This window comes from Paracoccus maritimus (assembly GCF_025195095.1).
GTDB lineage: Bacteria > Pseudomonadota > Alphaproteobacteria > Rhodobacterales > Rhodobacteraceae > Paracoccus > Paracoccus maritimus.
On the sequence record NZ_JANAVZ010000001.1, the window covers coordinates 168,506 to 181,848 of the forward strand.

12 protein-coding genes are annotated in these 13,343 nt (G+C 65.4%); 6 read left to right on the forward strand and 6 right to left on the reverse strand.

Features of this window, described 5'->3' with window-relative positions; genetic code table 11:
* Window positions 1-10 precede the first annotated feature (10 nt).
* Window positions 11-571 carry an acyl-CoA thioesterase gene (locus MU516_RS00835; protein ID WP_260275320.1) on the reverse strand — a complete coding sequence of 187 codons (561 nt, stop codon included), beginning with the start codon at window positions 569-571 and terminating at the stop codon, window positions 11-13.
* A gap of 134 nt (window positions 572-705) precedes the next feature.
* On the opposite strand from MU516_RS00835, the gene MU516_RS00840 reads away from it, so the two are divergent.
* Complete coding sequence (locus MU516_RS00840; protein WP_260275321.1) at window positions 706-999, forward strand: YggT family protein; 294 nt, start codon at window positions 706-708, stop codon at window positions 997-999.
* A complete protein-coding gene (gene recQ, locus MU516_RS00845; protein WP_425606785.1) occupies window positions 999-3,047 on the forward strand; it encodes a DNA helicase RecQ in 2,049 nt (682 codons plus the stop codon). Before MU516_RS00840 ends, recQ begins: the two co-directional genes overlap by 1 nt.
* Before the next feature lie 734 nt (window positions 3,048-3,781).
* Here the strand turns inward: recQ and MU516_RS00850 are convergent.
* From MU516_RS00850 to hmgA, 3 genes are all read right to left on the reverse strand, one after another.
* Window positions 3,782-4,405, reverse strand: a complete 624-nt coding sequence (locus tag MU516_RS00850) for a glycosyltransferase family 29 protein (RefSeq protein WP_425606786.1) — start codon at window positions 4,403-4,405, stop codon at window positions 3,782-3,784.
* Window positions 4,402-5,442, reverse strand: a complete 1,041-nt coding sequence (locus tag MU516_RS00855) for a glycosyltransferase family 4 protein (protein ID WP_260275322.1) — start codon at window positions 5,440-5,442, stop codon at window positions 4,402-4,404. The genes MU516_RS00850 and MU516_RS00855 overlap by 4 nt, the downstream gene beginning before the upstream one ends.
* A 113-nt stretch (window positions 5,443-5,555) precedes the next feature.
* The gene (hmgA, locus tag MU516_RS00860; protein WP_260275323.1) at window positions 5,556-6,917 is read right to left on the reverse strand and encodes a homogentisate 1,2-dioxygenase; all 1,362 of its coding nucleotides are present in this window, start codon (window positions 6,915-6,917) and stop codon (window positions 5,556-5,558) included.
* Between the two features lie 143 nt (window positions 6,918-7,060).
* Here hmgA and MU516_RS00865 point away from each other — a divergent pair, with 143 nt between their 5' ends.
* On the forward strand, window positions 7,061-7,483 hold the full coding sequence (locus MU516_RS00865) for a MarR family winged helix-turn-helix transcriptional regulator (protein ID WP_260275324.1): 423 nt from the start codon (window positions 7,061-7,063) through the stop codon (window positions 7,481-7,483).
* Between the two features lie 119 nt (window positions 7,484-7,602).
* On the opposite strand, the gene MU516_RS00870 is transcribed toward MU516_RS00865, so the two are convergent.
* The gene (locus MU516_RS00870; RefSeq protein ID WP_260275325.1) at window positions 7,603-8,358 is read right to left on the reverse strand and encodes a helix-turn-helix transcriptional regulator; all 756 of its coding nucleotides are present in this window, start codon (window positions 8,356-8,358) and stop codon (window positions 7,603-7,605) included.
* An 88-nt stretch (window positions 8,359-8,446) separates the two neighbouring features.
* Here MU516_RS00870 and MU516_RS00875 point away from each other — a divergent pair, with 88 nt between their 5' ends.
* Genes MU516_RS00875 through MU516_RS00885 form a run of 3 tightly spaced genes read left to right on the forward strand, consistent with a single transcriptional unit; the run spans window position 8,447 to window position 11,259 of the window.
* The gene (locus MU516_RS00875; protein ID WP_260275326.1) at window positions 8,447-9,406 is read left to right on the forward strand and encodes an MBL fold metallo-hydrolase; all 960 of its coding nucleotides are present in this window, start codon (window positions 8,447-8,449) and stop codon (window positions 9,404-9,406) included.
* Between the two features lie 24 nt (window positions 9,407-9,430).
* Window positions 9,431-11,011, forward strand: coding sequence for an FAD-dependent oxidoreductase (locus MU516_RS00880; RefSeq protein ID WP_260275327.1), 1,581 nt, complete (start codon window positions 9,431-9,433; stop codon window positions 11,009-11,011).
* The gene (locus MU516_RS00885; RefSeq protein ID WP_260275328.1) at window positions 10,999-11,259 is read left to right on the forward strand and encodes a DUF2783 domain-containing protein; all 261 of its coding nucleotides are present in this window, start codon (window positions 10,999-11,001) and stop codon (window positions 11,257-11,259) included. The genes MU516_RS00880 and MU516_RS00885 overlap by 13 nt, the downstream gene beginning before the upstream one ends.
* 32 nt (window positions 11,260-11,291) lie before the next feature.
* Here MU516_RS00885 and MU516_RS00890 read toward each other — a convergent pair whose 3' ends face one another.
* Window positions 11,292-13,241 (reverse strand): calcium-binding protein, encoded by a 1,950-nt coding sequence (locus MU516_RS00890; protein ID WP_260275329.1) that lies wholly within the window; start codon window positions 13,239-13,241, stop codon window positions 11,292-11,294.
* Window positions 13,242-13,343: the final 102 nt, after the last annotated feature.

Genomic DNA, 13,343 nt, shown 5'->3' on the forward strand with positions numbered 1-13,343 from the left:
CCAAGCCGGGTCAGGCTGGCAAGTCTCGTTTCGCCACGTCGGGGATTTCGGGTGGCCAGGGCCGCTGCGCATCGGCCGCGATCCACGCTTCGACCCAGGCGGGCAGGGACGGGCTGTCGGGCGGACGTCCCAGGGCCTCCATCAGCCGCGCCGGCGGCACGATGCCCTGATCCGAGGTGATCGCGGATCGCAGCAGCATGTGGTTGCAGCATTCGCCGCGCTTCCACATCGACTGCTCCATATAAACGAAGCGTTGATCCCAGCCGACGACGAACGACACCATGGTGAACCGGTCGAACATCCGGATCCGGCGGCGATAGCGGGTCGAATTGCCCGCCACGGTGATCCCCCAGCGATTCCGGCGCAGGATGCCCACCAGCCCGGTCCGGCGCGCCATCGGAATGCGACCCAGATCGAACAGCGTCAGCGTGCGGCCGTTGTTCAGTTCAATCCACGGGTCCAGATCCCACGGCCAACATATGTGGGTCGAGACATGCGCCTCGCCCGGTTCAAGCGGGGCGGCGTTGCGAAACTTGATCATCTCCTTGGCAAAGCGGATCAGCGGATACATCGGTGCCCCCTTGTCGTGACCGGCCCGGCGTGCAGGCTGGCCACGCGATCGTCAAGCCGGACGCCGCGGCAACCGGGTTGCGCCCCCGCCCTCGCGCGGCCATACAGAGGCGCAATCGCTGCGAAGAGGGCAAGATGGGAACGCTGTACGAGGCCTTGCAACTGATCCTGCAGGTGGTGTGGTTCGTGATGATCGTCCATATCATCATGTCGTGGTTGATCAATTTTCAGGTGCTGAACCTGCGCCAGCCGCTGGTCGCACAGATCTGGGACGGTCTGAACCGCTTGCTGGAACCGATCTATCGCCCGATCCGCAATATCCTGCCCAATACCGGCGGTCTGGATCTGGCGCCGCTGGTCGTCTTTGTCATCATCATCATCCTGCAGCGGGCCTTGGCCAATAACGCCGGCTTCTTCTACGGGATGTGATGGCGCGCGATCTGCCATCCTCCGATCTTCTGCGGCAGGTCTGGGGTTTCGACGGGTTCCGCCCCGGTCAGGGCGAGATCGTCGAGGCCGTGGCGGCAGGCCAGGATGTGCTGGCGATCATGCCCACGGGCGGCGGCAAGTCGCTGTGCTATCAGCTGCCCGCGCTGATGCGCGACGGCGTGACGGTGGTCATCTCGCCGCTGATCGCGCTGATGCGCGACCAGGTCCGGGCGCTGACCGCCGCGGGCGTCGCGGCAGGCGCGCTGACCAGCGGCAACACGCAGGATGAAACCGATGCCGTCTTCGCGGCGCTGGAACGACGCGACCTGAAACTGCTTTACATGGCGCCGGAACGGCTGGCCTCGGGCGGCACGGTGAATCTGCTGCGCCGCGCCGGTGTCACCGCGATCGCCGTGGACGAGGCGCATTGCGTCAGCCAGTGGGGCCATGATTTCCGCCCCGACTACCTGCGCATCGGCGATCTGAAACGCGCGCTGGACGTGCCGCTGGCCGCCTTCACCGCCACCGCCGATGCCGAAACGCGGGCCGAGATCGTGACCCGGCTGTTCGATGGGGCAGAACCCGTCACCTTCCTGCGCGGCTTCGACCGTCCGAATATTCGCTTGGCCTTCCAGCCCAAGGATGGCCCGCGCGCGCAGCTTCTGACCTTCGTCGCGGCGCGTCGCGGCCAGTCGGGTATCGTCTATTGCGCCAGCCGCGCGCGCACTGAAACGCTGGCCCAGGCGCTGAACGCGGAAGGTCACAGCGCGGTGGCCTATCACGGCGGGATGGAGGCCGATCAGCGCCGCCACGTCGAAAGCCGCTTTCAGCAGGAAGACGGTCTGATCGTCTGCGCCACGGTGGCCTTCGGCATGGGCATCGACAAGCCCGATATCCGCTGGGTGCTGCATGCCGACCTGCCGAAATCCATCGAGGCCTATTATCAGGAAATCGGCCGCGCCGGCCGTGATGGCGACCCGGCCGAGACGCTGACACTGTATGGCCCCGACGATATCCGGCTGCGGCGGACCCAGGTCGATGAGGGGCTGGCCGCCAATGACCGCAAGGGCGCCGATCACGCCCGGCTGAACGCGCTGCTGGGTCTGGCCGAGGCGACCGGCTGCCGCCGCCGCCGCCTGCTAGCCTATTTCGGCGAGGATCTGGCCGAGGATTGCGGGAATTGCGACCTGTGCCTCGATCCGCCGAAACTGTTCGACGGCACGCAGGCGGTGCGGATGGCGCTGTCGGCGATGCTGCGCACCGGCGAATGGTTCGGCTCGGGGCACCTGATCGACATCCTGACCGGCAACGCCACCGCAAAGATCCGCGAACGCGGCCACGACCAGCTGCCGACCTTCGGTGTCGGTCGCGATCATGCGCGCGGCCAGTGGCAGGCGATCTTCCGGCAGATGATGGGCCTTGACCTGTGCCGCCCCGATCCCGGCCGCCACGGGGCGCTGTTCCTGACCGAAACCGCCCACCCGATCCTGCGTGGCGAGAACAGCGTCACTCTGCGCCACGACACCACGCTGCGGGCCAAGACCGGCAATGTCGTGCGCACCCAGGTCGCCGAAGAGGACGAGCCGCTGCTGTCGGCGCTGAAGGCCAAGCGGCGCGCGCTGGCCGAGGCCGCGCGCGTGCCCGCCTATGTGATCTTCCCCGACCGCACCCTGATCCAGATGGTGCAGGATCGCCCGCAGACGCTGGACGAGATGGCGCAGGTCAGCGGTGTCGGCGCGAAGAAGCTGGAAAGCTATGGCGGTGAATTCCTGTCGGTGATCGCGGGCGACCAGCCCCGGATCCACCCGCAGCGCCGGGCGTTGGCGGGCCGCCCCGAAGGTGCGCTGTTCGATCGGCTGATCGAGGTGCAATCACGGCTGATGCGCGGCGAGGATGGGACCGAAAAGCCGCTATCCTGCTCGACCAGCCAGTTGCGCCGTATCGCCGAAACCCGCCCTCAGGACAGCGCCGCCCTGTCGCGCCATCTGGACGCGCCAAGACTGGATCGTTTCGGCCCCGCCTTCCTGCAGGAAATCGCGGACCAGTGATGGGGCGAGGGGGCGCGGTGCCGGATGGGTTGCGGCGGTGCGGGCCCGTTGCGGACGGTCAGGGATACCATCACAATGCCAATCATTGTAATGGGGGAACCGTTCGTAACTCTGTGGTGCGCATGATGTCTGGACCTAAGCTATTCGGCTATTGGCTGCCTGTGCATGATGAGGCCAGCGCAAGAGATGCAGTTCGGATGTCGGGGCTTCCTGTCCTACTCATGGGGGCAAATGCAGCACTTTTTGCGCTGGTGGAAGCTGTTCAGCCAGCACCATATGCGGCTCTGCTCGCGTCCTCGGTTGCTATCGCTTGCATCCTGATCCTACTCGCATTTCGTATTCGCGCCGGGCATGCGGCATGGATACCTTTCGTGCTGGTCATCTTCGTAGTCTTCTTGGCTTCGAATGCCTTCTTGGCATATCTTGGATGGCATTTGGCAGGCAGAACACAGGCTGGCACAAGCCAAGTCATATTAAGCTGGATTGTCCCGGTCATTTGTCTGGTTCTGGTTCTAGGCGGCTTCCGGGGTTGGCGATGGCTGAAATATCATAAGAGCAAGCTATCATTTTAGAGGGCAGCTTTGTCCCGCTCTCCAGACCTTGTCAGGTTGAAAGCTGAAACTCGGCTTCGGTTCAGGAACCTCGGTGTTCGCTGCCTGGTCATGATCAAAAATTGACGATCCAGGATGTCGGCCATCCTGATGATATGCGAGGCGGCCGGCGCCGGGATGTGGTCAGGCGGGGCGGATCAGGGTCAGGCGTGGATCGGTGCGAACGAGGTCTTTGACCCATGCGGATTCAGAGGGGAAGTCATGGGGCACCTGTTCGGCGCTGCGGCGGCCCGACAGGCTTTGCGAGGCGAAGAAATCGAAGCCATACAGCGACAGGGTACGCAGCCGCGATCGCATCATCAGGTCGATCATCATCGCGCCGGTGGTCGGCGGCGCGGCCAGACGGCCCCGCAGCGCGGCGTAATCGTCCAGCGGGTGCAGGTAGAAGCCAGGACTGCTGGCGCTGCGCCAGTCCAGCCGCTTGCGCTTGGGCGACATCCACAGGATGCGGTCCGGGGCGATGCGGGCCCGGTCGGCGTCCGACAGCCGCGTAGCCAGCGCCAGCCAGTCGGTTCGGGTGCCGTGGCTTTCCGAAGAAGGCATCGGCGCGCGGTTGATGCGGATGACCAGATCGGCGGCGTCGATGTCCGGCCCGCTTGTGCCCTTGGCCAGCGCGCGGGCATTGCCGATCAGGGCGACGGACTTGCCTTCCAGATCAGCCAGCAGATTGCCCTGCGGAACCGACATGCGGCGCAGCGCAGGTTCGTCGCGCAGCAGCCGCGCGGCGTAGAAGCGCAGCGGCGTCACGGCCGATCCAGCAGGTCGGAATAGATCTGAACCAGCGCGCGGGCCTCGGTCTGGATGCTGTGGTCCTGTTCCACATGCGCGCGCGCAGCCCGGCCTGCCGCCTCGCGGGCCGCGTCGTCGTCCAGCCAATGCGCCAGCGCGGCGGTCAGCGATGCGGCGTCGCCGGTTTCGACGATGCTGCCGGTCCGGCCGTCGCGGATCAGCGCCTCGTAGGCGCCGACGCGGCTGCCGATGGCGGGCACGCCGCAGGCCATCGCCTCGAGCGGCGTCAGGCCGAACCCTTCCCAGCGGGCAGGCGCGGCGAACAGGTCCAGCGCCTGGTAATGCTGCACCAGCCGGTCCCAAGGCAGTTCGCCCAGAAAGCGGATGCGGTCATGCAGGCCTGCGGCATCGATCCGGGCCTGCAGCGCGTCGGCGAAACCGCGATGTTCCGGCGTGATCCGGCCGGTGAAGATGATCTGAGCGCGCGGGCGGTCGGGCAGCAGTTGCAGCCCGGCCTGCACCAGAAGATCGACGCCCTTCTGTTCGCGGACCCGTCCGAAACAGCCGATCAGCACCGCGTCCGGGTCCAGTCCAAGATCGCGGCGCAGCTTGGCGCGGTCGGCGGGTGGGTAAAAGACGTCTGTATCGACGCCGTGCATGATGACCTGCGCGGGCCGTTCCAGATAACCCGCCGCCTGCGGCGTGGTCGCCACCAGTGCATCCTGCTGGCGGATCAGCCAGCGCGTGAAGCCGGTATGGCGGCGCTGGGCCGCCGAGGTGAACATCAGGCGGTATTTGCGGCGCAGGACGCGGCGCAGGATCAGCCCCAGCGCCATTTCTGTGTTGCGCCGCGCGTGCCAGACCCGCCAGCGGTCACGGGGCAGGGTGGCCGCGCGCCACAGCGGGACATGCGGCAATTCGGGCGGCAGGCCCGGCCCTGTCGCGCGGATGGCGATCAGGCGGGCCTGGACCGGGATCAGCCGCACCACCGTCGCGGTGACGCCGGACAGGCGGCGTTTCAGGTTCGGCGCGATGACAAGAGGCGTGTCGGTCAAGCGGGGGCCTTGGGCTGAGACAGGTGAGGCCCGGCCGCGAAAACGGCCGGGGAGGCATGCCGGTCAGCATAGTCAAGCTTGGCGGTGCTGAACAGGGCGGCCCGTCGCCGGGGCTACTTGGTGCCCGGCGTGCCGTCGAACTTCTTCTCGATGCTGTCCCAGCAGTCGATGTAGTCGTCCTGCAGGGGCGCCTCGGTCGCGGCGAAGCGGGTCAGATGCTGCGGGAAGCGTGTCTCGAACATGAACTGCATGGTGTTGTCCTGCTTGACCGGCTGCATCGGTTCGGTCGAGCCGTGTTCGAAGGCGGCGCGATCGGGACCGTGCGGCAGCATCATGTTGTGCAGCGAGACGCCGCCCGGCACGAAACCCTTGGGCTTGGCGTCGTAGATGCCGTGGATGTTCCCCATCAGTTCGGACATGATGTTCTTGTGATACCAGGGCGGGCGGAAGCTGTGCTCGGCCACCATCCAGCGTTCGCGGAACAGCACGAAGTCGATATTCGCGGTGCCTTCCTGCCCTGACGGCGCGGTCAGGACGGTGAAGATCGACGGGTCCGGATGATCGAACAGGATCGCCCCGACCGGCGAGTAGGTGCGCAGATCGTATTTGTAGGCGCAGTAGTTGCCGTGCCATGCGACCACGTCCAGCGGGCTGTGGTCGATGAAGGTCTCGTGGAACTGTCCGCACCACTTGATGACCACGCGGGAGGCGGCGTCGCGATCCTCGAAGGCGGCGACGGGGCACTTGAAATCGCGCGGGTTGGCAAGACAGTTCGCGCCGATCGGGCCGCGGCCGGGCAGGTCGAATTTCTGGCCGTAATTCTCGCACACGAAGCCACGCGCGGGGCCGTCGGGCAGTTCGACCCGATAGACGAGGCCGCGCGGGATGATGGCGATTTCGCGTGGTTCCAGGTCGATCACGCCCAGTTCGGTGCAGAAGCGCAGGCGCCCCTCTTGCGGGACGACCAGCAATTCGCTGTCCGCGGAAAAGAAATATTCGTCCTGCATCGAGGCTGTGACCAGATAGATATGGCTGGCCATGCCGGTCTGGGTATTGACGTCGCCGGCGGTGGTCATCGTGCGCATGCCGGTGATCCAGGTCAGCGCCTGATCGCCCAAGGGCACCGGATCCCAGCGATACTGGCCCAGCGAGATCACGTCCGGGTCCACATTCGGCGCCGATTGCCAGTAGGGCAGGTCGATCTTGCGGAACCGGCCGGTATGCTTGACCGATGGCCTGATCCGATAGCACCAGGTCCGTTCGTTCTGGCCGCGCGGCGCGGTGAAGGCGGTGCCGGACAGCTGTTCGGCATAGAGACCGTAATTGCATTTCTGGGGCGAATTCTGACCCTGCGGCAGCGTGCCCGGAAGGGCCTCGGTTTCGAAGTCGTTGCCGAAACCCGGCATATAGCCTTCATGCGGTCCGGTCGCGCCGGTGGCGCGGATCATGCCCCGGGGAAGATCCTGCGTGGTCATCGAAATCCCTCCACTCACCATGTCATTGCGGATGCAACGATCATAACGTTGCTTGCGCAACGACGTCAAGCATCGACATCCGCGCGAGCTTGCCTGTTGCACAGGCAACGAAATATTGCTGATCTGTCAGGGAAGGAGAGACCATGACGTTCCATCTTGACGAATTCCTGCCCTATCGTCTGTCGGTCGCCGCCAGCCAGATCAGCCGCCGATTCGCCGCCCGCTATGCGAAAGAGGCGGGGCTGACGATCCCGGAATGGCGGGTGCTGGCGCATCTGGACCATTCCGGCGCGGTCAGCGTGCGGGACATTCATGCACGGGTCAACCTGGACAAGTCGATGGTCAGCCGAGCGGCCTCGCGGCTGGAGAAGGCGGGTTTCCTGCGCAAGTCGGGGCACGATACCGACCGGCGGCTGATCGTGATGGAGCTGACGCCGGCGGGTCGCGACCTGATGGCGCGGCTGGGCCAGGTCGCGACCGGGTTCCAGGCCGAACTGCTGTCGGAACTGGGCGAAGACGCCGCGGCGTTGGACCGGGCCCTGCGACAGCTGGCATCGCGCGGCTGACCGGCTGGCGCCGAGGCTCGGCGGTTGACGAAGCGGGCGCACCACCCGGCCCCCATCGAGGGGGCCGCGCGGCGGCGGGGCCTGCGCCCCGCATCCCCGATCCGGCCGGCTGTTTTTCGTCAGGCGATCAGCGCGGGCAGCATGTCGCTGGCCTTGTGGACGCCCAGCTTCTGATAGGCCCGCTGCCGATAGGTCAGCACGGTGCCATGGCCCAGCCCCAGATCCACGGCGATCTGCCGCGCCGTGTGGCCCGCAAGCGTGCGGGCGCAGACCTGACATTCGCGCGATGTCAGGACCGTGTGCGCCGCGGCAAGGCGCCGGGTGATCCGATCGACCAGCGCGGCGCTGTCGGACAGCTGCCGGGCAAGCCCCGTCAGCCCGGTGATTGCCAGCTGCGCCAGCGCGCCCAGCTGCGCGATGTCCACCTGCGCATCGCTGTGGCGGTGATAGAAGGTGACGACAAGGCTGTGATCGGCAAATCGCCAGCCAAAGCAGATCTTTTCGGAAAAGCGCGGACGTTCGAAGCAGAGCCGGCGATAGGCTGCAAGCTCGATCGCGTCGGCGGGAACCCGGCACAGAAACCCGCTGCCCGGCGCGGCCGCATCGCGGGCCGCGACGGCGGGATCGCTGCGGTGAAATCGCCTTGCATAAGCCTCGGCGCGTTCGGCGACATCGTCGAGATCGCTGGACGATGCCAGGGTCTGCGGTGCGCCGTCGCCGCTGCGATAGGCAAACAGCTCTTCGATCCCGGCCACCGAATGCGCGGCGTCCAGGAGCCGCTGCGAGAACAGCAGCGGATCGCGCGACTCGAGCAGCGTCGCGGCGCGATCAGGGTCGATCAGGCCCGAGGAGATCATCGCGGCCTCGCGTTCCATGTCATCAGGTCTAATGACATACAGCGCCGATTCGTTGCAATAGAAATGATCTCGACACCCGATGCACCTGACAGAATGGGAGAGAGACATGGCGAAACCCTTCGCTTCCTCGGCCGACAGATCCGAAAAGACCGACACGCTGGAGATCCTGGGCGATGGGGTCTACGCGCTGACCGCCGAGGGCGATCCGAATGTCGGTGCGATAGAGGGCGAGGATTTCGTCGTCGCCATCGAAAGCCGCGCTACGCCTGCCGCAAGCCGCGACTGGCTGAAGATCCTGCGCGAACAGACCGACAAGCCGGTGCGCTATCTGGTGCTGACCCACTACCACGCCGTCCGGGTGCTGGGCGCCAGCGCCTTCGATGCCGGCGACATCATCATGTCCGAGGCCAGCCGCGATCTGGTTGCAGAGCGGGGCGAACAGGACTGGAAAAGCGAATTCGGCCGGATGCCGCGCCTTGCCAAGAACGCTGACGAGGTGCCGGGCCTGACCTGGCCCACGATCACCTTCGCCACGGACCATGACATCGAACTGGGCGGAGATCGCGGCAGGCTGGAGCTGCGCTTTCTCGGACGTGGGCATACCGGGGGCGACATCGCGGTCTGGCACGACAAGACCCGGACGCTGTTCGCGGGCGATCTGGTCGAGTCCAAGGCCGCGCTTTATACCGGCGACGCCTATCATTTCGACTGGGCCGGCGCGACGCTGGACAACGTCAAGGCCTATCGCGCCGAACATCTGATCGGCGGGCGCGGCCCGGTATCGCGGGGTGTGGCCGAAACCGACGCCGCGGTCGAACAGACCCGCAAGTTCCTGCACGGCATGATCGAGAATGTCGGTCGCGTCCACAAGGCGGGCGGGTCGTTGAAGGCCGCCTTCGAGGCCACCCGCGACGCGCTGGCGCCCGAATTCGGTTCCTGGCCGATCTTCGAACATTGCCTGCCCTTCGACGTGCAGCGTCTGTGGGACGAATTCGACGGGATCGAACATCCGCGCATCTGGACGGCCGAACGCGACCGCGAGGTGTGGGCCAAGCTGCAGGACTAGGCTCTTGACGCGAGGAGAGAGGGCATGAGCGGACATCACGACATCCCCGTTTACAGGCGGATCGGGGCGACGCCCGCGCCATCCGTCAGGACCGATCAGGCCGGGGTGGTCATCGCCGGGGCAGGTCCGGTGGGTCTGGCGATGGCGCTGGATCTGGGGCGGCGCGGCCATTGCGTGACGGTGGTCACGCGGCTGGATTTCATCGCCCATTGTTCCAAGGCCATCTGCTTTTCCAAGCGGTCCCTGGACATTCTGGACCGTTTGGGCGTCGGCGATGCGGTGGTCGCCAAGGGCGTGACCTGGAATGTCGGCAAGGTTTTCCGGGGCGACGGCCAGCAGCCGATCTATCAGTTCGACATGCTGCCGGTGAAGGACCAGAAGCGGCCCGGCTTCATCAACATCCAGCAATACTATGTCGAGGAATTTCTGCTGGATGCGTTGCTGGCGCTGCCCAATGTCGAGATCCGCTGGGGGCACAGCATCGAACAGGTCACGCCGCGCGATGACGGGGTGGATCTGGATATCCTGGCCGCCGGGACGGATTATCGGCTGACGGCCGACTGGCTGATCGCCTGCGACGGATCACGCTCGACCGTGCGCGCGCGGATGGGGCTGGATTTCGAAGGCCGCGTCTTCGAGGACAATTTCCTGATCGCCGATATCCGGATGACCCACGAGATGCCGCCCGAACGCTGGTTCTGGTTCGATCCGCCCTTCAATCCGGGCAAATCGGCATTGATGCATCGTCAGCCCGACGATGTCTGGCGACTGGATTTCCAGCTGGGCTGGGATATCGACCGCGATGCCGCCACGCGACCCGAGAATGTCGAGCCCTATATCCGCGCCATGCTGGGCGGCGATGTCGAATTCGAACGGGAATGGTATTCGGTCTATACGTTCCAGTGCCGGCGCATGGCCCGGTTCGTCCACGGACACGTGATATTCGCGGGCGATTCGGCGCATCTTGTGTCGCCCTTCGGTGCGCGGGGCTGCAATGGCGGGTTCGCCGATATCGACAATCTGGGCTGGAAGCTGGACCTGGTCCTGAGGGGAAAGGCGGATCAGCGCCTGGTCCAAAGCTATGACCACGAAGCGGTCCTGACGGCGGATGAGAACATCCTGAACTCGACCCGCTCGACGGATTTCCTGACGCCGAAATCTCCGGCCAGCCAGGCGCTGCGCGACGCTGTGCTGGAACTGGCACAGGACCATGAGTTCGCGCGCCCATTCGTGAATTCGGGGCGGCTGTCCACAGCGGTCGCCTATCCCGAAAGCCCGCTGTCCACGCCGGACGAGGATGGGTGGCAGGGCGGCGTGGCGCCCGGTGCGCCGGTTCCGGACGCCCCGCTTGGGGACGGTTGGCTGCTGGAACGGCTGGGCGACGATTTCGTGCTGCTGGTCCACGGATGGCAGGGCGAGGTTCCGGCGGGGCTGTGCGTCGTGGCCACCCAAGGCGCGGCGGCGCGACGGCTGGGGCTGCCGGCCGGCGCGGCCTGTCTGGTGCGGCCCGATCAGTATGTCGCCGCGCGATGGATGCAACCCGACAGGGACCGGATCGGGGCGGCCCTGTCGCGCGCCAACGGGGGAACGCCATGGCCGAACTGAGAACCGATGTGAACCTGTCGGGTCATGACGATCTGTATGCCGCGCTGCTGCGTCTGCACGAGGACCGGACCGAAGCCGAAAGCCTGAAGATCTGGTCGCGGCTGGTTCTGCTGCTGGCCAACCATATAGGCGATGCCGAGGTCGTCCTGCAGGCGATCGCGCTGGCCCGGCCCGGCGGGGCCGGTGCCGACGCCCATCCCGCCGACGCGACAGGGCCGGACCGCATGCCTGAAGGGCGCGGCCAGTGACGGCCGCGCCCCGAAGCTGAATCGAACCCGGGTCAGAGGATGAAATCGCCGGCCCAGTAGTCGCTGGCGTCATCCACCCCGTCTATGATCCTGACTGTCATCTCGGGGGCCGCGTCATTGTCGGTATTGACCCGCAGCCAGGTCTGGTTGCCGACATTCTGCATCCAGATCGTGCCTGCCCCACCTGCGGTGGTGCCGTTGAAGGAGAAGGCCTGGTTGCCCGCCAGGTGCACATTCGCGTCGATGGAGGACAGGTCGATGCGATCCTCGGTCGCCGAGACAAGATTGATGCCGGCGCCCTGGAAATCGCGGATCGTGTCGTAATTGGTCGAATTCCCGAAGGGTGAATCGGACGTGCTGTAGAAGCGGAAGACATCCTCGCCGCCGCCGCCGGTCAACTCGTCGGCGCCGCTGCCGCCGACCAGGGTGTCGTTGCCGTTCTGCCCGTAAAGCTGGTCATTGGCGGTGCCGCCATTCAGGAAGTCGTTTCCATCGCCGCCGAACAGCCGGTCGCTGCCCGACTGGCCATACAGACTGTCGTTGCCGCCGTTGCCTGCCAGCGAGTCATTGCCGTTATTGCCATACAGCCGGTCGTTGCCCCACTGGCCATACAGCCTGTCATGGCCATTCCCGCCGGAGATGCCGTCATTTCCGCCGCCGCCATACACGCGGTCGTTGCCGTCCTGGCCATACAGATAGTCGTTCCCGCCGCGGCCCTGGATCAGATCATTCCCGTCATCGCCGTAGATGCGGTTCGAGTCCGCCGTGCCATACAGCGAGTCATTGCCGTTGCCCGCACGCAGATTCTCGAACTGGGTGAAGCTTTCGCCGGCAAAGTTGGTGGCGCCGCTGTCCAGATCGACGCGATAATTGCCATTGAAGCTGGTCGTGTCCAGAAGATCGGTGCCGCTGCCGCCGCGCAGCGTTTCGGGCGTGCCCAGGCCGGCATAGACGACATCGTTGCCGCTCTGCCCGTCATAGACGCCGAACCCGCTGGACCGGATCGCGTCGTTGCCCGAACCGCCATAGACAGTGTCGGTTCCGCCGCCGCCGGTCAGGCTGTCATTGCCGGCGCCGCCGCTGATATAGTCGTTCCCGCCCAGCCCGTTGATCGTGTCGTTGCCATTATTGCCATAGATCCGGTTGGCACCGGATGTGCCGGTCAGCCGGTCGTTGCCGCTGCCGGAATAGAGGTTCTCGAACTCGACAAAGCTTTCGCCGGCGAAATTGGTCGCGCCGGTCGTCAGGTTGACCGTGTAATTGCCGCTGAAGCTGGCGGTGTTCAGCCAGTCGGTGCCGGTGCCGCCGCGCAGCGTCTCGGGCGTGCCGAGGCCGGCATAGATGTAGTCATTGCCGGAATCGCCGTCATAGACGCCCGCACCGCTGGACCGGATCGTGTCGTTGCCGATGCCACCATAGACGGTGTCTCTTCCGCCGCCGCCGGTCAGGATGTCATTGCCCGAGCCGCCATTGATATAGTCGTTGCCGCCCAGCCCGTTGATCCGGTCGTTCCCGGCATTGCCATAGATACGGTTTGCGCCAGTCGTGCCGGTCAGGATGTCGTTGCCGCTGCCGGAATAAAGATTCTCGAACTCGATAAAGCTCTCGCCGGCGAAATTGGTCGCCCCGGTCGTCAGGTTGACCGTGTAGTTGCCACTGAAGCTGGTGGTGTTCAGCCAGTCGGTGCCGGTGCCGCCGCGCAGCGTTTCCGGCGTGCCGAGGCCGGCATAGACATAGTCGTTGCCGGAGTCACCGTCATACACGCCGAACCCGCTGGACCGGATCGTGTCGTTTCCGGTGCCGCCGTAAACTGTATCGGTTCCGCCGCCACCGGTCAGGCTGTCATTGCCCGACCCGCCGCTGATATAGTCGTTGCCACCCAGCCCGTTGATGCGATCGTTGCCGCCCAGCCCGTAAAGCTGGTCGGCACCGTTCGAGTTGGGCGCCGTGTCGTTTCCGTTAGTGCCTACCCAGAAAACCATGATCTTTCCTTTCCTGTTTTCGGTCTGGATTGAACCGGGCTTCAAGGGTCGCGACGCGGCGTGAAACATCCGTGAAAAATATGTTACTGATGCGATATATTT

Coding starts and splice junctions, on each gene's coding strand:
- MU516_RS00835 (WP_260275320.1), bottom strand. CDS start 571: ATGTATCCGCTGATCCGCTTTGCCAAGGAGATGATCAAGTTTCGCAAC.
- MU516_RS00840 (WP_260275321.1), top strand. CDS start 706: ATGGGAACGCTGTACGAGGCCTTGCAACTGATCCTGCAGGTGGTGTGG.
- recQ (WP_425606785.1), top strand. CDS start 999: ATGGCGCGCGATCTGCCATCCTCCGATCTTCTGCGGCAGGTCTGGGGT.
- hmgA (WP_260275323.1), bottom strand. CDS start 6,917: ATGACCACGCAGGATCTTCCCCGGGGCATGATCCGCGCCACCGGCGCG.
- MU516_RS00865 (WP_260275324.1), top strand. CDS start 7,061: ATGACGTTCCATCTTGACGAATTCCTGCCCTATCGTCTGTCGGTCGCC.
- MU516_RS00870 (WP_260275325.1), bottom strand. CDS start 8,358: ATGGAACGCGAGGCCGCGATGATCTCCTCGGGCCTGATCGACCCTGAT.
- MU516_RS00875 (WP_260275326.1), top strand. CDS start 8,447: ATGGCGAAACCCTTCGCTTCCTCGGCCGACAGATCCGAAAAGACCGAC.
- MU516_RS00880 (WP_260275327.1), top strand. CDS start 9,431: ATGAGCGGACATCACGACATCCCCGTTTACAGGCGGATCGGGGCGACG.
- MU516_RS00885 (WP_260275328.1), top strand. CDS start 10,999: ATGGCCGAACTGAGAACCGATGTGAACCTGTCGGGTCATGACGATCTG.
- MU516_RS00890 (WP_260275329.1), bottom strand. CDS start 13,241: ATGGTTTTCTGGGTAGGCACTAACGGAAACGACACGGCGCCCAACTCG.